General features: G+C 53.6%; 13 protein-coding genes. All 13 read right to left on the bottom strand.

The window, feature by feature from the left end:
* Positions 1–104: 104 nt before the first annotated feature.
* Positions 105–326, bottom strand: a complete 222-nt coding sequence (locus NNO02_RS13635; protein ID WP_271440701.1) for a zinc ribbon domain-containing protein — start codon at positions 324–326, stop codon at positions 105–107.
* 52 nt (positions 327–378) lie between these two features.
* A complete protein-coding gene (locus NNO02_RS13630) occupies positions 379–1,461 on the bottom strand; it encodes a Gfo/Idh/MocA family oxidoreductase (protein WP_271455022.1) in 1,083 nt (360 codons plus the stop codon).
* 63 nt (positions 1,462–1,524) lie between these two features.
* Positions 1,525–3,066: a peptide MFS transporter gene (locus NNO02_RS13625; protein ID WP_271440699.1), complete on the bottom strand. Its 1,542-nt coding sequence runs from the start codon at positions 3,064–3,066 to the stop codon at positions 1,525–1,527.
* A gap of 299 nt (positions 3,067–3,365) precedes the next feature.
* The gene (gene der / locus NNO02_RS13620) at positions 3,366–4,838 is read right to left on the bottom strand and encodes a ribosome biogenesis GTPase Der (protein WP_271440698.1); all 1,473 of its coding nucleotides are present in this window, start codon (positions 4,836–4,838) and stop codon (positions 3,366–3,368) included.
* A 118-nt stretch (positions 4,839–4,956) separates the two neighbouring features.
* Entirely contained in the window at positions 4,957–6,135 is a 1,179-nt protein-coding gene (bamB, locus tag NNO02_RS13615; RefSeq protein WP_137384790.1) for an outer membrane protein assembly factor BamB, read from the bottom strand.
* A 10-nt stretch (positions 6,136–6,145) separates the two neighbouring features.
* Positions 6,146–6,766 (bottom strand): YfgM family protein, encoded by a 621-nt coding sequence (locus tag NNO02_RS13610; protein WP_271455021.1) that lies wholly within the window; start codon positions 6,764–6,766, stop codon positions 6,146–6,148.
* Positions 6,767–6,779: 13 nt separating this feature from the next.
* Positions 6,780–8,054, bottom strand: coding sequence for a histidine--tRNA ligase (gene hisS, locus NNO02_RS13605; RefSeq protein WP_137384792.1), 1,275 nt, complete (start codon positions 8,052–8,054; stop codon positions 6,780–6,782).
* A 110-nt stretch (positions 8,055–8,164) separates the two neighbouring features.
* On the bottom strand, positions 8,165–9,283 hold the full coding sequence (gene ispG, locus NNO02_RS13600; RefSeq protein ID WP_040233471.1) for a flavodoxin-dependent (E)-4-hydroxy-3-methylbut-2-enyl-diphosphate synthase: 1,119 nt from the start codon (positions 9,281–9,283) through the stop codon (positions 8,165–8,167).
* A 26-nt stretch (positions 9,284–9,309) separates the two neighbouring features.
* Positions 9,310–10,302, bottom strand: a complete 993-nt coding sequence (gene rodZ / locus NNO02_RS13595) for a cytoskeleton protein RodZ (RefSeq protein ID WP_271448613.1) — start codon at positions 10,300–10,302, stop codon at positions 9,310–9,312.
* A 285-nt stretch (positions 10,303–10,587) separates the two neighbouring features.
* Entirely contained in the window at positions 10,588–11,754 is a 1,167-nt protein-coding gene (locus tag NNO02_RS13590) for a bifunctional tRNA (adenosine(37)-C2)-methyltransferase TrmG/ribosomal RNA large subunit methyltransferase RlmN (RefSeq protein WP_137384795.1), read from the bottom strand.
* A gap of 290 nt (positions 11,755–12,044) precedes the next feature.
* The gene (gene ndk / locus NNO02_RS13585; RefSeq protein ID WP_003037710.1) at positions 12,045–12,476 is read right to left on the bottom strand and encodes a nucleoside-diphosphate kinase; all 432 of its coding nucleotides are present in this window, start codon (positions 12,474–12,476) and stop codon (positions 12,045–12,047) included.
* A 138-nt stretch (positions 12,477–12,614) separates the two neighbouring features.
* Positions 12,615–14,927, bottom strand: a complete 2,313-nt coding sequence (gene pbpC, locus NNO02_RS13580; protein WP_271455020.1) for a peptidoglycan glycosyltransferase PbpC — start codon at positions 14,925–14,927, stop codon at positions 12,615–12,617.
* Positions 14,928–19,862, bottom strand: a complete 4,935-nt coding sequence (locus NNO02_RS13575) for an alpha-2-macroglobulin family protein (protein WP_271455019.1) — start codon at positions 19,860–19,862, stop codon at positions 14,928–14,930.
* Positions 19,863–19,880 lie beyond the last annotated feature (18 nt).

The raw sequence follows: 19,880 nt of genomic DNA, 5'->3' as shown, positions 1-19,880 counted from the left end.
CTATTTAATATGCCAATAGATATTAATGACTCAATGAATACTGTCTTATTCAATGGTAGCAAACGTAAAAACAGACAATCAAATAAGAAGTTCTTAACTCACTTTTAATTATTTTTAATCAAGAACGCCACGCGTTTCTTAGAGATAAGCCCGTGCCCATTCTGGCAGAAATAATCGACCGCACCGCAGGCTTTTAACACCTGCAGCGGCTGATGGCACTCCGGGCAATGCGCTTCAAGCAGAATATCTTTATTACAGTTTTCGCAATATGCCACGCCGTTTTGAGGCTCCAGCGAAGTATGACAATCAGGGCAGATAATAGACATGGTGACTCCTGTACGGGGAATTCATTACTACCCTGATGTTAACACGGTGCACTTAATGTTGCCCGCGCAACTGCTGCTGTAGCATTAACAAGCGCTCCACTTCTTCCAGTCGGCGCTGCGTTGTCCGCCCGACTTCCTGCGGGCTACGTTCAAACAAACTTTGCCCCCCCAGGATATGCTCTGCCAGGCAGTGCGCATAAACCGCCCCCGCAAGACTCCAGCGCAAAACAGTATCGCCCTCAATAAGTTCCAGCACATCTTCTGCACCGCGCCGGTCATGGCTAATGATTCGCCCATCTCTCAGATACAGGCTCAGACCTTTTTGCCCTCCCGCAGGTCCCGCATATTTGTTGAGCCAGATATCCAGCGGAATACCGCTAATCTGCCCCTGAAGATGAGCTTCACCTTCTGCCGTGGTCAGGTCACCGCGGGAGATATCACGCCCCAGACGGTCTTTCGCGGTTATCACCTGCAGCACCATCTCATCATTTCCCCCGAGGTAGCGAACCGTTTCACGCAACATTGCCAGCACATGCGTACCTATATCCAGAATCACACCATCCGGGTGTCGAAGCTCGCGCTCATCCGGCTCACCGGTGGCAAAGTTGAGCGCGACAGGTTCCCCGGCGGTGTTAATCCCGCTTGGCTCCTGCAAGAATCCTTCAATTTTAACAATGTCCGAAAAGTGGGTAACCAGTGCCGGTTGTGGGTTATCGCCCAGCCACAACGCTCCGAGTTTCCCCAATGCCAGCTGCATTGCGCCATTACGCGCCATCCAGTGGTCTAGCGCCAGTACACGATCAGCGACGCCGGGTTGAACCAGCAGCATTTTCAGTTTTTCAATTTGGGAAAGCGTGGCGACAATCGGTTTTTCGACCACGATACGTGCGATGGGCGAAGCGAGCGCCTGTTCCAGCACTTCAAGATGGTGCAGGGATGCGGTGGTGATAAACAGGGTATCAAGCGGTGTTGCAAGAAGTTCAGCAAGCGATGCGCAGCGTGTCACATCTGCAGGCTGTTTTGCGGGTTGCACATCAAATCCCACACAGCGGAGTGAATCACCGAACATGTGACGTAATGCGGGCAAGTATGCCGTTTCAACCACCGCGCCAAGCCCCACAAACCCTAACAGCATACTCTTACCTCGTAGATTGAATTGCCGGAGCAGAATGCCCGCCCCGGCAATATCGAGGTGTTATCAGGCGCTGGTAACCGGTTTAGTCTGTGCATTCTCCAGCATACGGCGTACCGGAACAATGAGGACTATCAGTACCGCAGCACAGATTATCAACGCGATGGAACAACGTGCAAACAGATCCGGCAGCATATCCAGCTGATCGGCTTTCACGTGGCCGCCGATCAGGCCCGCGGCCAGGTTACCCAGTGCACTTGCGCAGAACCACAGTCCCATCATCTGACCGCGCATTCTTTCCGGTGCCAGCAGCGTCATTGTCGCCAGGCCAATCGGACTCAGGCACAGTTCACCAAGTGTCAGCATCAGGATACTGCCCACCAGCCAGAAAGGCGAAACGCCTGCACCGCCATTATTCAGCACGTTTTGTGCTGCCAGCATCATCAGGCCAAAACCCGCTGCGGCACACAGAATACCGATAACAAATTTAGTGATACTGCTCGGGCGAATATTCATGCTGGCAAGCTTCGGCCACGCCCAGCTAAAGACCGGGGCCAGCAGAATGATAAACAGCGCGTTAATCGACTGGAACCAGACAGCCGGGATTTCAAAATCGCCGATCATACGGTTAGTGTAGTCGTTAGCGAACAGGTTAAACGACGTTGGCTTTTGCTCAAATGCCGACCAGAAGAAGGCAGCGGAAACCAGCAGAATAAAGCAGACCAACAATCTGGCGCGCTCTTTACGGTTCAGCCCTGCAAATACAAACAGGTAGATGAAGTAGAGGGCTACGGATGCCGCAATCACATACACCAACACGCTGGCTACCGCGACCGGGTTAATCACAATCACACCTTGAGCTATCAGGGTAACAATGACTGCCACACCTACCGCCAGCGCCAACAACCACGTGCCTACGCCCTTTCTTTTGACTACCGGGCTGTTCCAGGTAGAGTCCAGCCCGACTTCGCTGTCGTAGCGCTTCATCGCCGGAACGGCAAACACGCGGAAGATAATCAACGCGACCAGCATCCCAATGCCACCGATACCAAAACCCCAATGCCAGCCATGAGACTTAATCAGCCACCCGGAGATCAACGGAGCAATGAAGGAGCCCATATTGATACCCATGTAGAACAGCGAGAAACCGCCATCACGGCGGGCATCGCCTTTTTTATACAGCGTCCCAACCATTACCGAGATACAGGTCTTGAACAGACCTGAGCCGAGCACGATAAACATCAGGCCGATAAAGAACAGGTTGTCCCCCATGATGGCAGAGAGCGCAATCGACAGATGGCCAAGGGCAATCAGGATAGAGCCATACCAGACAGCTCTTTGCTGACCGAGCCAGTTATCCGCCAGCCAACCGCCCGGCAGCGCGGCAAGGTACATAGTACCGGCAAAAATACCGACAATTGCCGATGCATTTTCACGCGCCAGCCCCATACCGCCGTCATAAACGGTAGCAGCCATAAACAGGATCAGTAACGGACGAATGCCATAAAACGAAAAACGCTCCCACATCTCAGTGAAGAACAATGAGCCGAGCGGATAAGGATGACCGAAGAACGTTCGGCTTTCTTTTTGATTAACAGAGGATTGCATAATTCTCCCGAAAAATATGTCGTGTGCTTGTAAACACCGTGATGTACGCCGGCCAGTTACGTAGCTGGTCGATTTTTTACATACGGCGAAGAGTTATTTAACCATTTGATAACCTGACAGTAGTTTTGTCTAGTACCAACCGGGTGACTTTAAGATGAAAATTCGACAATTGTCTACTTTCTTAGATTTAAACTTGGTAAAAAGCGAATAGTCATTGACAGCAAACAGACAGATACAGACTAAAAAAGGGCGAAAAAAAGCCCGCGATTTACGCGGGCCTCTATCGCCATCAGCAAGGGTTACTTGCTTTTTTTGATGTGCTTAATCAAACGCTTACGCTTACGCATCTGCGTTGGTGTCAGTGTATTACGTTTATTCGCAAACGGGTTTTCCCCTTCTTTGAACTGAATACGGATTGGCGTCCCCATTACTTCCAGTGATTTGCGGAAGTAGTTCATCAGATAGCGCTTGTATGAATCCGGCAGGTCTTTCACCTGGTTACCGTGAATCACCACAATCGGCGGGTTATAACCACCGGCGTGAGCATACTTAAGCTTCACACGGCGACCACGCACCAGCGGCGGCTGATGGTCTTCTACCGCCATGGTCATAATGCGGGTCAGCATCGCGGTGCTAACGCGGCGGGTTGAGCTGTCATACGCTTCGCGCACGGATTCGAACAGGTTGCCTACGCCGCTGCCGTGCAGCGCGGAAATAAAGTGAACGCGGGCAAAATCGATAAAGCCCAGGCGGAAGTCCAGGGTCTCTTTTACCTGTTCTTTCACTTCCTGCGTCAGGCCGTCCCATTTGTTGACGACGATAACAAGTGAGCGCCCACTATTGAGGATAAAGCCCAGCAGCGAGAGGTCCTGATCGGAAATCCCTTCGCGTGCGTCAATCACCAGCATCACCACGTTGGCATCTTCAATTGCCTGCAACGTTTTGATTACGGAGAATTTTTCTACCGCTTCGGTAATTTTACCGCGCTTACGCACACCCGCAGTATCAATCAGCACATATTCGCGCTCATCACGTTCCATCGGAATATAAATACTGTCGCGCGTGGTCCCCGGCATATCGTAGACCACAACGCGGTCTTCACCGAGAATACGGTTAGTCAGTGTGGACTTACCTACGTTCGGGCGCCCGACAATGGCCAGTTTGATGGGCAGATCCTGTGGATTGAAATCATCTTCAGGCTCTTCTTCACCGTTTTCTTCGGCTTCCAGTTTCGCCCAGTATTCCGCATCTTCATCTACTTCTTCCTGCGGCGCGACATCGTCCATCCACGGTAGCAGAACGTGTTCCAGCAGGCTAAGGACACCACGACCATGAGACGCCGCGATAGGGTAAATTTCACCCAGTCCCAGTGAATAGAAATCGACAACGGCCTGATCCGGATCGAGTCCGTCAGTTTTGTTGGCAACGAGGAAGGTTGGTTTCTGGCGCGCACGCAGATGCTTGGCAATGGCTTCATCTGCCGGCATCAGACCGGCACGCGCATCCACCATGAACAGCACAACGTCTGCTTCTTCGATAGCCAACAACGACTGCTCAGCCATACGGGTTTCAACACCGTCTTCGGTGCCATCAATACCGCCAGTATCAATGCAGATAAACTCGCGGCCTTCAATTTCCGCACGACCGTACTTACGGTCACGAGTCAGACCCGGGAAATCCGCAACCAGCGCATCTCGGGTGCGAGTTAGACGGTTAAATAACGTGGATTTGCCAACGTTAGGGCGCCCGACAAGCGCGACCACAGGTACCATGTTTAAAGCCTCATTTAAAAAATCATCAGACAATGGACGCTATTTTTGCGCCATTGTTAAAAACAGTAAAACGGCCCCTGCACCAGGAGCCGTTTTTCAAAGCGAGCGGCCAGGACGATTAACGCGTAATGGAGTACAACGTACCGTCTTTCGCCTGGATCAGCAGTTTACCATCAGCAGAAACCGGCTCGGTCAGGAAACCTGAGCTGTCGACCTTCTGCTGAGCGACAAAGCGACCATCTTCAACGTTAATCCAATGCAGGTAGCCTTCGCTATCGCCTACAACCAGGTTACCGTTATACAGAGCCGGAGACGTCAGCAGACGGTGCAGCAGATCGCTTTGCGTCCACAGCGTCACGCCGCCATCGGTCGTCAGCGCCAGCACACGGTCATTCTGATCAACCAGATAGATACGATTACCATCAACGATGAAATCATTCACCGAGCCGAGCTCACGTTTCCACATGATCTGGCCGCTGCGCAGATCCAGCGCTGTCAGGTTACCATTATAAGCCAGTGCGTAAACTACGCCATTGACGATAACCGGCGTGGTATCGACATCACTCAGACGATCGATTTCGGTTGGGCCAGTGGCCTGAGAGATACGCTGCTGCCAAATCATCTGGCCCTGCTGCATCAGTACAGCACTTACGCGACCATTATCGCCACCCACAATCGCAGCGCCAAAGGCGGTCGCCGGAGCGGATTCACCACGTAAGGAAAGTGATGGCATGTCGAGGTTCACAGTCCATTTGATGGCACCGTCAGCTTCGTTCAATGCCTGCAACTGACCGTTACTGGTATGGATCAATACCACGCCATCGCTCACCACCGGGCGAGACAACGCTTCACCGGCAACTTTCGTTTGCCATGCAGTTGTACCGTCACTGGTGTTAAGCGCATAAACCTGTGCTTTTTCGCTGCCAATATAAACATGGCCGCCCGACACGGTTACACCGCCAGAAAGCTGAGCAGATGCACGGGAGAACCAACCGTCTTTCTCACCCAGATTAACAGACCAGACTTCTTTGCCGTCGTCTGCGTTCAGCGCTTTCACCACGCCTGCGCGATCGGCTGCATAGACCACGTTATCCGCCAACGCAGGATGAAGGTTGGAGTAGAAATCACCAATACCGTTGCCTACAGAAGTGCTCCAGGCAGTAGACGGGGTAAACTGGTTTTCAACCACCGGTAACGGGGACATCTTAACGACATCTTCTTCGCCACTAAACAGTGAACAGCCGCTCAATAGGGTAACGGAAAGCAGCCCTGGCAGAAGTAATTTACGCAATTGCATCGGGTCCCTCTCAGATGGACAAATTATTGATTTTCAGCTGCATCATTTCGCTCAGAGCAGGAGAGGCATCGCTTTTCACACCCGCTTCCCATGCGCTACGCGCACCTTGTTTGTCGCCTTTGCTCAGCAACGCTTCACCACGCAGATCGGCCACAATTGCCGCCCACCCTTCACCTTTAATGGTATCGAGTGTTTTCAGCGCGGTATCAGCCTGCTTAAGCTGAACCTGAACACGAGCAAGACGCAGATTAAGCACCGCTTTGAGATTCTCATCGCTGGTGGCGGCCAGGCCTTGTTGTAACTGGGCCGCGGCTTTCTCTAGTTCGTTTTGGTCAACAAACTGCTGTGCCAGTTCCATTGACGCTAACGCGCCATAGGTGTTTTTGTTTTCCGCTGCAAATTTCTCTGCGACAGGAATGCTATCAGGCTTACCTGCGCTAACCGCAGTCACCGTATTTTGATATGCCAGAGAAGCAGAGCGTGCGGACTCCGTCTGATGACTGGTCCAGTAACGCCAGCCGACCAGCGCGCCAACCCCTAAAATGACCCCAACAACCAGCGCTTTGCCGTTTTCAGCAAAGAAGCGTTTTACCGCATCAACCTGGTCGTGTTCGTTCTCGTAAATTTCCACGCTGTCCTTCTCCTTAGCCCAGTAGAGTGCGCAAATGCGTGGCAACGCTATCCTGCGCTACTGCCGTTTGCTCACCAGAGCGCAAATCCTTCACTACAACAGTACCGTCAGCCACTTCGGACTCACCCAGTACCAGTGCAACGCGGGCGCCCCACTTATCGGCGCGAGCAAACTGTTTCTTAAAGTTGCCGCCACCGTGGTTAGTCATCAATTTCACACCGGGAACGTCATCACGCAGACGTTCAGCAAGCCGCATTGCGGCTGACTGCGTATCCGCACCTGACGCAACCAGGTATATATCGACAACAGGATCTGCGTTAAATTCCGGATTAACTGCCTGAACTAACAAAACAAGTCGTTCCAGACCCATAGCGAAGCCTACCGCTGGCGTGGCACGACCGCCAAGTTGCTCAACCAGACCATCATAGCGACCACCTGCACAGACGGTACCCTGTGAGCCCAGGCTGTTGGTTACCCACTCAAATACGGTGCGGTTGTAGTAGTCGAGGCCGCGAACCAGACGCTGATTAACGGTGTAGGCAATACCTGCGGATTCCAGCAGTTTGCACAGCCCCGCGAAATGTTCGCGAGAATCATCATCAAGATAGTCACCCAGTGCAGGGGCATCGTTCAGCAGCGCCTGCACGTCCGGGTTTTTGGAGTCGAGAACACGCAGCGGGTTGGTGTACATGCGGCGCTTGCAATCTTCATCCAGTTTTTCTTTGTGCTGTTCCAGGTAGGCGACCAGCGCATCACGGTAGTTAGCACGCGCTTCAAGCGAACCAATAGAGTTCAGCTCAAGGCTAACATGCTGGGAAATACCCAGTGCACGCCACCAGCGGGCAGTCAGCATAATCAGCTCAGCATCAATGTCCGGGCCTTGCAGACCAAACACTTCGACACCCAACTGATGGAATTGACGATAACGACCTTTTTGCGGACGTTCGTGGCGGAACATCGGCCCGATATACCACAGACGCTGTTCCTGATTGTACAGGAGACCATGTTCGATGCCGGCGCGTACGCAGCCCGCAGTGCCTTCAGGACGCAGGGTCAGGCTGTCGCCATTGCGGTCCTCAAAGGTATACATCTCTTTTTCAACGACGTCGGTCACTTCACCGATCGCACGTTTGAATAACGGGGTCTGCTCTACAATCGGCAAGCGGATTTCACTGTAACCGTAGCTGCCGAGCACGTTTTTGAGAGTGCCTTCAATGCGCTGCCAGATGGCGGTTTCGCCAGGCAGATAATCGTTCATGCCGCGAATGGCTTGAATGTTTTTTGCCACGTTTATTCTCTTTATGGATATAAAAATGAACCCTCAGCGCTAACCCGAATAATACGGGCGCCATGCGGGTTCAATCATACACGGGAAGCACGCCGCTTCCCATCACGTTATTATTTTTCAAGCTGCTGCACGTCAATGCGTCGCGCTTCGTCCAGGATACTCGCTTTGGCGCGAATACGGGCTTCGAGCTGCGTGATCATGTCATCGTTGTCGAGTCTGTCTTTACGCACGCCGTCTTCATACAGGCCGCTTTTCTTGTTGCCGCCCGTCACGCCCAGCGTGGAAACCAGTGCTTCACCAGGACCGTTTACCACGCAACCGATGATCGAAACGTCCATTGGCGTAATGATATCTTCCAGGCGTTGCTCCAGCGCGTTAACCGTACCAATAACGTCGAACTCCTGGCGTGAGCAGGTTGGACACGCGATAAAGTTAATGCCGCGCGCGCGAATGCGCAGCGATTTCAGGATATCAAAGCCCACTTTGATCTCTTCGACCGGATCCGCCGCCAAAGAAACGCGCAGTGTGTCGCCGATCCCTTCAGATAACAGCAGGCCAAGGCCGATCGCGGACTTCACCGAACCACTACGCAGGCCACCAGCTTCGGTGATCCCCAGGTGCAGCGGTTGATCGATCTGTTTTGCCAGCAGGCGATAAGATTCAACGGCGAGGAAAACATCAGACGCTTTCACGCTAACTTTAAACTGATCGAAGTTCAGGCGATCGAGATGATCCACATGACGCATCGCAGATTCCAGCAGCGCCTGCGGCGTCGGCTCACCGTATTTTTCCTGCAGGTCTTTTTCCAGCGATCCGGCGTTTACACCAATGCGGATAGGAATGTTTTTATCACGCGCGCAATCCACCACCATGCGAATACGCTCTTCGTTACCGATGTTACCTGGGTTGATACGCAGACAGTCGACACCGTATTCCGCCACTTTCAGCGCAATACGGTAATCAAAGTGAATATCGGCAACCAGCGGGACATTAACCTGCTGTTTGATAAGCTTGAACGCTTCTGCAGCATCCATTGTCGGTACAGAGACACGAACAATATCTGCGCCTACACGTTCCAGCGCTTTGATCTGATTAACCGTCGCTTCCACATCCGTGGTCCGCGTATTGGTCATAGACTGTACGGCGATGGGAGCCCCATCGCCGATCGGCACGTTCCCAACGTAAATGCGTGTCGATTTTCTACGTTGAATTGGAGCCTGATTATGCATTAAAAAATCTCCCGCATTGCCGTCTGTTACTGAGCCGGTGATTGTTCGGCATTAACGGTCAGACGCGCAACCTGGTTAGTTCTGATAAAACGACTCAGGTCGACAGGTTTACCCTGGAACTGAATCTGCACTGCCGCCGGAGCACCAATTTTCAGTTTGTACGGTGCCTGACCGGTCAGATTCAAATTGCCATCTTTACGCTGCATGCCGCTAAACAGTTTTTTACCGGTTGCGTCGGTCACTTCCAGCCAGCAGTCAGCGGTGAAATTCATCACCAGCGCGTTAGGATCGGCAGTCGGCGTTGTTACACCCGCCTGGTCAGTCGGCAGTGGTGCCGCTGTCGCGGGTGCAGTAGGCGTGGTCGTTGCAGTATCAACATTGGCCTGAGACGGAGCCACAACGGCATTTTGATCTGCGCCAGGCGCCGGGGTCGCTGCAGTATCCGGCGTTTGAGCGGCATCAGCCACTGCGCCATCATCCGGAGCCGGCGTATTGTCCTGGCTTGCGGCAGCGCTGGTATCCAGCGGCACGCTCTGCGCGTTATCTTTACCGGCATTCAGTTCAGCGGAAGATTGATCGGCCATCGTGGTGATTTCTTCCTGCTGCGCTTTATGGTTCTGCCACCACCAGGCACCAGTCAGTCCGACAACGACAAACAGTACCAGCCAGGTAAAGGTCATTAGCCAGCCATCACGCTTCTTGCGGCGCTTACCGAGCGAAAAACTCTGCATCGGCGCAACTTTGGCAGGGCGAATCGGAGCCTGTTTTTCCAGCCCTGGCAACAGTTCTTCTTCAGGAATATGCACCAGACGCGCATAAGAACGGATATACCCGCGCAGGAATGTTGAAGCGAGATCGGCTGGTGCCTTATCTTCTTCAATATCGCGTACCGTGGAGACCTTCAGGCAGAGTCGTTCCGCGACCACCTGTTGGCTGAATCCGAGTTGTTCACGGGCATTGCGCAGACGAACGCCGGTGGATAGTGCTTCATTTTTGTCGTGCGTGGCTTCAGTATTCATTCGCTACAGCTGCGTAAATTTGGGTTCTGGCGCCGGCGAGCCACAATGCTCACCCACACCGCGAAACATCTGGTCAGTTAACCTTCGTCAGACAGTATAAAACGGTCAGACTATCAATGACAAAACAGCGTAAACCTGAGGGTCTAAACTCTTGTTGCACCGCTACATACTGCCTTAAAGTCGACTAAAACGCACCGTTATTATTGATCAGACGACTACAACAAAGGACCTTATGTAACTTACATTGCACTACGGTACATTATTTATACCGTAGTGCATTCGGCATCAAACGGTTTTGATATCGATAGCATCGCCCTGCATACGCTTACGCAGAGTACGCTTGGTACGGTCGATAACGTCTCCCGCCAGTTGGCCACAGGCTGCATCGATATCATCACCACGTGTTTTACGCACGATGGTCGTGAAACCATAGCTCATCAACACTTTAGAGAAACGATCGATACGACTGTTAGAGCTACGGCCATACGGCGCGCCCGGGAACGGGTTCCACGGAATCAGGTTGATCTTACACGGCGTGTCTTTCAGCAGTTCTGCAAGCTGATGAGCATGCTCAGTGCCATCGTTGATGTGATCCAACATCACATACTCGATGGTCACGCGGCCCTGGTTCGCATTGGATTTCTCCAGATAGCGGCGCACTGCCCCGAGGAACGTTTCGATATTGTACTTTTTGTTAATAGGTACAATTTCGTCACGAATTTCATCATTTGGCGCATGCAGAGAAATCGCCAGTGCGACATCAATCATGTCACCCAACTTATCCAGCGCAGGGACAACGCCTGAGGTGGACAGCGTAACGCGACGCTTGGACAACCCGAAACCGAAGTCATCAAGCATAATTTCCATCGCCGGAACGACGTTAGTCAGGTTAAGCAGTGGCTCCCCCATCCCCATCATCACCACGTTGGTGATGGGACGTACGCCTGTAGCTTTCACCGCGCCGACGATTTTCGCCGCACGCCAGACCTGACCAATGATTTCCGACACACGCAGGTTACGGTTAAAGCCCTGCTGCGCCGTAGAGCAGAATTTACACTCTAATGCACAACCAACCTGTGAAGAAACACACAGGGTCGCGCGATCGTCTTCCGGGATATAAACCGTTTCAACACGCTGATCGCCAACCGCGATGGCCCATTTGATAGTGCCATCAGAAGAACGCTGCTCTTCCACCACTTCCGGGGCGCGAATTTCAGCCACTTCTTTCAGTTTGTTGCGCAGCACCTTATTGATGTCAGTCATGTCATCAAAATTGTCGCTGCAATAGTGGTACATCCATTTCATGACCTGATCGGCACGAAACGGCTTTTCGCCCATCTCTTTGAAGAATTCGCGCATCTGCTGACGGTTCAGATCCAGCAGGTTAATTTTTCCATTTTTATTTGGAACCGCAGCAATGACGACTTCAGAGGTGTTAACTAATTCAGACATAATTTTTTCCGGCCTCGTTGTTACACGTTATGGCCCGTGGAGGGTTAAAAAGAAACGCCCCGGTAAGCGGTCTGCTCTTCCGGGGCGTTGCATTGTACAAAGTCTGGCGCAGGGATGCCACGTTTGCACGAAGCATTAGCGAAAATAATATGTAAATTGCTAATTCATCTCCAAAGGATTTCGCGTCGCAGGAAGGCGGCAAGTTCGAGCATCCCCGGGAGCATAGAAAACTATGTGACCGGGGTAAACGAACGCAGCCAACGCATCTGCGACGTGAAAGACGCAGGAGATTAGCGAGTGCGCGGGCAAACCTCGCCTTCACCGAAGAAATAGGCGATTTCACGGGCTGCGGATTCAACGGAATCGGAACCGTGGGTACCATTTTCGGTGAAGCTGTCAGCGTAGTCGGCACGCAGCGTACCGGCCAGCGCATTTGCCGGATTCGTTGCGCCCAACAGATCGCGATGACGCTGTACGGCATTTTCGCTTTCCAGTACGGAAACGACGATTGGACCGGAGGTCATGAATTCAACCAGGCCATCAAAGAACGGTTTGCCGTCGTGCTCAGCATAGAAGCCACGCGCCTGCTCAACGGTCAGATGCAGCATTTTAGTGCCGACAATTTTGAACCCTGCTGCTTCGAAGCGCGCAAAGATGCTCCCAATAACGTTTTTTGCCACCGCGTTTGGTTTGATGATGGAAAAAGTACGTTCAATAGCCATGATTACCTCTGAAAAAAGATGTTCTGTTATGGTTTACCTGGCGCGGATTATAAAGAGCATCCTGGCCGTTGACTATTGACGAAGGTAACATTTCTTTAAAATAAGATGATTTTTAGCAACAAAACATCTCAACCTGGTCTATTGCAAAGAAAATCTCACCGTCGCCACTTGCCCCGCGTCATCCATCACCAGGAGTTGGTAATCCCCTTTTACTGTGAGTCGCAGGGTAAGACGACGCCCGCGCTCATCCAGTCGTTCACCGTTAAGAAACCACCAGCGCTCACCTGTCCCACCGCTGGTTTGCACCGGTAATGAAGCCTGTTGAATACCGGGTAAACGCTTCACAATCGCGCCATCGCGCACACCTGTCAACTGCAGCGGTAATGAAGCATCCTGCCCCAGCGGCGGACAGATTGTAGAAACCGGCGGTAACCTCGCGCCCCGACGCTCTGATTCCGGTAGCCAGGGTTCCAGCGGCAACGGCCAGACGATTAATGTTTGCTCACGAGCCTGCGAGCAATCCGCTGCAACGCGTTTTCCCTCATCGTCCAGCCAGACAGGAAAACGAATGCCACTCACGCCTTCTTGTTCGGGTAATAGCAACGTTGGCGGTTGGCTACCGTCCAGTAGCCACGTGGCTAAACGACGACGACAGTTACCATCACCATTCGGCAGAGATTGTCCACCAGGCCAGCACACCACACCGCGGCTAACCGAATCAGGACGCGGATCCTCCGGCTGAGCGCTTCCCCGCGCCAGCAGCAAATTATTCACCTGATTTAAAAGAGGAACGGCGCTGGCAAAACCAAACTGCCCGACCACCGGCGTACCGTCGGGTCGGCCGGTCCAGATACCTATCACATAACGTGAATTAACGCCGATTGCCCATGCGTCACGATAGCCATAACTGGTGCCCGTTTTCCATGCCAGCGGAACCACTCTGCTCAGCGCGTTATCCGGGAGAGGTTGCGCTTCGTCAGCCATAATCCGACGAATAATCCACGCCGCACCTGCTGACATCAACGGGCGCTCCAGCAGTGGATCTGTCGGCTGCAAACGCAGTTTGCCCGCCTTACCATGACGGGCAAACGCGCTGTATGCCGCCGCCATATCTTCAAGTCTCGCCCCCGCGCCGCCCAGGATCAACGACAGATTCGGCGCGGCTCCTGCGGGTAAGTACAACGGCAAACCCACATTACGCAATTTTGCGGCAAAACGCTTCGGTCCATAAGCTTCAAGCACCTGAACTGCGGGTAAATTTAGCGAACGTACCAACGCTTCACTCATGCTCACCGGGCCATGAAAGCCACTATCAAAATTCCCTGGACGATAATCCCCGGTACGACGCGGCACGTCCTGCAGCAACGAAGCCGGGTGAATCAATCCGTCATCCAGCGCCAGGCCATAAACAAATGGCTTCAGCACCGATCCCGGAGAACGAATCGCGTTCACCATATCCACATGACCAAAGCGGGAGTCGTCATTCATATCTACCGACCCCACCCAGCCACGCACGCTCATATCGGTATGATCGACCACAATCATCGCCAGCGAAGTGCGCGCAGGAAGCCGCCCCTTCCAGTTTTGCGCCAGCTCTTCCAGTTGACGTTGCAGCCCGGCATCCAGCGTGGTCACTATTTTGTCACTGCGACTTTTTCCCAGCATCATGCGCGAGAATAAGGGCGCTAACTGTGGCATCTGTCTGGGAGCTAACCAGACTGGTTCTTCGCGCGACTCCTGTACCTGCTTCGCGGACCAAATCCCTTGCGTCGCCATACGCTCAAGCACTTTATTGCGCGCAGCTTCGGCGCGATCTGGCCAACGATCCGGGCGCAGACGACTCGGCGCTTGCGGCAGAACAGCCAATAGTGCGGCATCGGAATAACTCAATTGTGCGGGCGATTTGCCCAGATAGGCCCAACTTGCTGCCCCCACCCCCTGAAGCGTGCCGCCAAACGGTGCACGGTTCAGATAGAGCGTCAGGATATCGCGCTTGGAAAGGTGCCACTCCAGTTGCATTGCGCGCCAGAGCTGGCGGAACTTACCGCCAAAGGTGCGAGGATGAGGGTCAAGCAATCTTGCCACCTGCATGGTGAGCGTACTGCCGCCCGAAACCACGCGTCCAGAGGAGAGATCCTGCCACGCCGCGCGTAGCACCGAAAACGGATTAACACCGGGATGTTTCCAGAACCAGCGATCTTCGTAATTGATTAACGCGTCGAGGTATCGCGGCGAGACCTCATCAATTGTGACCGGATAGCGCCAGATACCGTCCACATCGGCAAAACGCCATAGCGGTGTACCATCGTACGCCACCACGACACGCGCAGGATCGACTTCATGAAGCGGCAGCGGCCAGATTTTATCTGCCGACCAAACCGCCGCCACAAGTAATAGCATAACGGCGGCCAGCCAGAGCCAGCAGCCGCGTTTCCCCAACCGGTGCATCATTTACGGTCTGACAATCAATGGCCCCTCTGCCGTACCGGTCGCACGCCACTGGGGAACATACATTGATTCCACCTGCGGTATAGGAATCTGATAGGTCCCCGGCGTTACCGCCCGCGCCAGATACACCAGCGTGACCGGTTGTCCTTCGTTGACTGCCACCGCCGCAACAAAACGGTCGTCGCGGAACTCCACATGCTGAATATCCGCCTGCTGCATCTGATTGAGCAGATTCGCCACTTCGCTACCGCTATCCTGCAGGCTGGCGCTACCGTTGGCCAAATTCTGGTTTTCCAGTTCCAGCCCGGCGGGCAGCAGATCAACGACTAACGCATCAGGCACGTTCTGGCTGGCTTTTACCGTCAGCCAAACCAGCACCAGTTCGCCGCTGCGCAGAGAGTCCAGCGATTTGCTGTGACCATCCAGCCCCAGGATCTGACGTTCAATATGCAGGACATTGCTGGCAGGCGTCGGCGGGTTTTGCGGGTAACCACTGACATCCAGACGCAGCCATAGTGGCAAATTGCCGATGTTGGTGACCGACAGCGTAGAGAGCGTGTCTGCATCCAGATTATGAGTTTGCGATTTTTCACCTGTCAGAGGCTGTTTGGCAAGTGACGTCTCCGCCTGCCACGTGCCAGGTAAATCCTGTAGCGTACGCGCGGCAAGGAATAGCGCATTATTTTCCTGAGTAGAGAGCCATCGCTGGCCGAAGGCCTGTTCTGACAACGTATTCAACAGCGTATTCTGCACGTCAGGTTTGAGCTTATTCTCTTCCAGCAAGGCCAGCATCAGCGCATTATCGCGCAGCTGACTACCGTAATCCGCCATCCATTGCTGCGCGTCGCTGCGTGGTGTATTCAATGCCAGCGTCAACGCCTGTTCACTGCGATTCGCATCCCCCATGTTTTTCAGCGCAATACCCAGTTGCAGCAGCGGCAAACCAGACGCCGCTTGTGCACGACGCTCCCAGATTTCGCGTAGTGCGCCGAGCGGGGCTTTCTGCTGGCGAGCCAGCACCAGTGCCGCGTAAGCCTGCACTGCAAAGCGGCTTGCTGAGGTATCGTCGGTATAGCGAATCGACATCATGCCCGGATCCTGCAAATAGCGCAGCAACCGTTCATTCCCCCGGTTAATCACCTCTGTCGGTACGCTATAACCTTGTTCATTTGCTCGCACGAGGAAGTCCATAACGTAGGCCGTCAGCCAGTACTCTTCCGGACCATTCTTGTCCCACAATGCAAACCCCCCGTTATCACGCTGCATCTGCAGCAACCGGGAGATGCCAATCTCTACTGCCGCACGGCGTTTCTCATCGCTGTCGCCTGCTATGCCCAGCGCTTTCAGCTGCGCGGCGTTGGTGTATAACGACGGGAACAGTCCGCTGGCGGTTTGCTCGAGGCAACCGTAAGGATAGGCTTTCAGTTCACGGATGTAGCGCGCCAGATTTAGCGGCGGCTTACCGCTGAACAACAGTTGTCCCTGCACTGTAGCCGCTGAAAAATCAACCAACTCTTCACCAGGCAATTGCCAGGTTTCACCCGGCTGGAGCGCAACACCGTTATTGACGGTTTGCGCCGGGAACGCCGGACGCACGCCAATCTTCCATTGCTTGTGTGAAGCAGAGAACGTTTCGCCAGGCAGTTCCAGACCTGAAATCTCAGCCTGAATTTCACCCTCGCCAAATCCCTCCCGGGCACGCACTGGAACAAACAGCGTGGTACGTACGCCTGGTGCCAGATTCACGGGTGCCGGATCTTGCCCCATCAGTTCCAGTAATCCACTGGCGGCAAGCTTGATATTCAGCGTCTGCGGTTTGTCTGTCAGGTTAGTTACATCCAGCGTCAGTCGCGACGTATCGCCCCCGGCCAGGAAACGCGGGGTATTCAATTCAGCAATCACCGGGGCGGCAACGATCGCTTTACTTTCGCTGCTGCCAAAATCATCCGCCGTCCAGGCCTGCGCCATTACCCGCAGCTCGCCGTTGAAATCACCAATCGGTAACGTCACAGTGCCTTCACCCTGCTCGTTGAGCGTAACCGGCAGTGCCTGTTGTGCGACGATATTGACGTGATTGACGGGTGGTTTTCCGCCGCGTTTTAACTCATCGCCATCGCCGCCAAAACGCAGTGCCGCCAGACGCCCCTGACCTTCGATCACCTGGCCGTAAATATCATAAATATCCGCGCCGTAGCGCTTTTGCCCGAAAAATGCCTGCCACGGGTCTGGCGTGACGTAATCCGTAATATTCAGGACCCCGCTGTCCACGGCAGAGACCAGCACATTCACCTGCTTTGGCACTTCACCATTCTTAATACTGGCCTTAATTTTGACGGTCAGCGGCTGATTCGGGCGTATTTTCGCCGGGTTTTCCAGCGCCAGCGCCAGCCGACGATTCTCATCCCCCAGCGGTAAATGCAGCAGTCCAACCGCACGTTTAGGCGTTGCTGAACGGGATTTATCACCAGGGCGGATCACCAGCGCACTGAGATACAAATCATGGCGGTTCCAGCTTTTATCGACCGGAATAGAGAGCTCAAGACCATCTGCAGGCACCTCGATTTCTTGCCACCACAGCGGACCCTCACTCGATTCCACCATCGCATAGCCTTTACCCGCTGCTGGCGCAGCAATGTGCAGCTTCATGGTATCGCCGGGACGATAATTAGGTTTGTCCAGTTTCAACGTCACGCGATCGGGACGGACCGCTCCGCTACCGTCGCTGTTATCCTGCCAGCTATAACCCGCCCAGAAGCGTACACTGCTGACCGTATCGTTTGGCGCTTTAACCTCGAGGCGGTATGCGCCCCACTCTACCGGGAAGCTAACTTTACCTGTTTCATCGGCCTTAAGATCCAGCGTCTGCTCACCCTCAACCAGATCTTTTTGGTCAAACTGTGATTGCCAGCCCTCGCCATCAGACCAGTTCCAGTAATAATCCCGACGTTCACGGATCAAACGCACCTGCAAACCGGTTACCGCTTTTTTCTCGCCTTGCGCATCGGCATACACGATATCGAAAGCGGCATTGCTGTCTTCATCAACGATGGGCTGATTTACGGTGGTATCGGTGCGGTAGTCATACACGGCTTTCGCCGCAAACTGCGGACGAATACCCGGCAGCGTATCCGCAGGCCAGATAGCTTGTTCTGCCCGACGGGTCACCGGACGGCCACCCGACTCCAGCAGACTGGCCTGCAAAATTACCTGCAGCGGCGAATGCGTTTCTTGCCACTGGCTACTGGCAATGACCTCGCCGCGACCTTGTTCATCTAACGTAAGCTGAACTTCATCGAGGCTACGGGACAGATTTTCTTCAGCAATATTACCGAACTGGAATCCTGGTAGCACCTGCACCGCTTCACGCAGTGGCCGCAGGAAAAGCTGGCCTTGCAGGGCATTACCATTGGCAGGTGCGCCGTACAGGTAGTAGCCCACAACGGAAAACTTCACGTCATCCGCCGGCGCCACGGGCGTCTTTTCAGCAGCGAGATTGAGCGCCATTCGTTCCGGCATAAAGTCTTCGACGTGGAAATCCCACATCCGCGACTGGTTATCACCGGTATTAGCCCGAATATGCCACATACCGGTTGGCGCACTGCTATCCAGCGGCCAGCTAAAGCGATACAGACCGTTTTCAGGTTGGCTGACCACCGAACGTAGCACCTGCCCGTCAGGCTTCACGACCTCCAGCTTAATGGGCTGATCGGGCAGTGTTCTTCCGTCACTATCACGCAGTAATCCGTTGAGGATCACCGTTTCACCAGGACGATAGAGATCGCGCGGACCAAACATAAAGAACTGCTTGCTGTAGCCCGGCGCACCGGCAATATCAAACTCGGCCAGATCCAGCGCCGGGAGTTTCAAATCCAACAATGTGGTTTGCCCATCTTTTCGCGCCAGCAATAAAGCAGCATCTTTATCAGTTTCAAGCTTTACATGCCCCTGCGCATCACTGGTGGCTTGCGCCAATGTCTGCCCTTTCTCATTGAGTAAGGTGATATCAATCCCTTGTTGCGCAGCACCGTTTTCCAGGCTTTGTGTGAAAACATCCAGTTGGTTGTGGTAACGGTGGACAGAGACACCGATATCGCTGAGCGTAAATAACGTCGCGGCATTGCTGTAGTTGTAATGCCCGGCCTGATTCATCACCGCCACGTACACACCCGCCTGCTGCAGCGGCTTGATATCGCTCAACGGCAGCAACAGTTTTTCTCGGGTATTACGCGTTGGATTGAGATCAAAGCGCCCGGTATACACCAGTTCCGCCATTTTCAGCAGGTTATCTGATTCCCAGTTGGACAATGCGTTACGGTATTCCCACTGGCTGACAAAGGCACCGAGCGATTCAGGTTTCACGCGAAAGAAGTTCACATCTACGCTATCAACGTTCAGCGTCATCACCGGTAATCCTTCGATCACTTTGCCCGGCAGTAGCGAGCCACGACTGGCAAACCCTACGCTGGGCTGAACATCGCGGGTGGTAATATTTTTTTCATACTCAATACCAAACGTCGCTTTATTCAATGCCAACAAATCACGCTCAATGGTGACCACCAGCTCGCGGTTGGGTTCAAGGTGGCATAAACGCAGCTCTTTCAGATTCGGCGCCAGCTCCCAGGCTCCGTCCACTTTGCCGCTTTTTTTATCGACAACGTGCACGACACGGGAAAAATCTTGTTCGGGATTGAGAGGAATAGAGAAAGTCAGGACCAGAGTTGCTGCGCCATCAAGCTGAACTTCAGAGGCATCCAGCAACGTGAGCGACTTGCCCTGACTCTGCTGTATCAGCTTTTGTAATTGCGCCGGATCTTTTACCGGTGCGCTCTGCGGGGCTGGCGCATCATTTTTCGCCGCTGTTGGCGGCTTATCGTTATTATTATCGCACCCTGCCAGGGCCAGCATCAGCATGCAGGCCGCTACGCGAATATATTTCATTTTTCATCCCTGGCCGCA

This window comes from Citrobacter sp. Awk 2, assembly GCF_028069815.1.
GTDB lineage: Bacteria > Pseudomonadota > Gammaproteobacteria > Enterobacterales > Enterobacteriaceae > Citrobacter.
The sequence above is the reverse complement of the archived record's forward strand: the minus strand, read 5'-3'. Positions and strand labels throughout refer to the sequence as shown.

Coding starts and splice junctions, on each gene's coding strand:
- NNO02_RS13635 (WP_271440701.1), bottom strand. CDS start 326: ATGTCTATTATCTGCCCTGATTGTCATACTTCGCTGGAGCCTCAAAAC.
- NNO02_RS13630 (WP_271455022.1), bottom strand. CDS start 1,461: ATGCTGTTAGGGTTTGTGGGGCTTGGCGCGGTGGTTGAAACGGCATAC.
- NNO02_RS13625 (WP_271440699.1), bottom strand. CDS start 3,066: ATGCAATCCTCTGTTAATCAAAAAGAAAGCCGAACGTTCTTCGGTCAT.
- der (WP_271440698.1), bottom strand. CDS start 4,838: ATGGTACCTGTGGTCGCGCTTGTCGGGCGCCCTAACGTTGGCAAATCC.
- bamB (WP_137384790.1), bottom strand. CDS start 6,135: ATGCAATTGCGTAAATTACTTCTGCCAGGGCTGCTTTCCGTTACCCTA.
- ispG (WP_040233471.1), bottom strand. CDS start 9,283: ATGCATAATCAGGCTCCAATTCAACGTAGAAAATCGACACGCATTTAC.
- rodZ (WP_271448613.1), bottom strand. CDS start 10,302: ATGAATACTGAAGCCACGCACGACAAAAATGAAGCACTATCCACCGGC.
- NNO02_RS13590 (WP_137384795.1), bottom strand. CDS start 11,754: ATGTCTGAATTAGTTAACACCTCTGAAGTCGTCATTGCTGCGGTTCCA.
- ndk (WP_003037710.1), bottom strand. CDS start 12,476: ATGGCTATTGAACGTACTTTTTCCATCATCAAACCAAACGCGGTGGCA.
- pbpC (WP_271455020.1), bottom strand. CDS start 14,927: ATGATGCACCGGTTGGGGAAACGCGGCTGCTGGCTCTGGCTGGCCGCC.
- NNO02_RS13575 (WP_271455019.1), bottom strand. CDS start 19,862: ATGAAATATATTCGCGTAGCGGCCTGCATGCTGATGCTGGCCCTGGCA.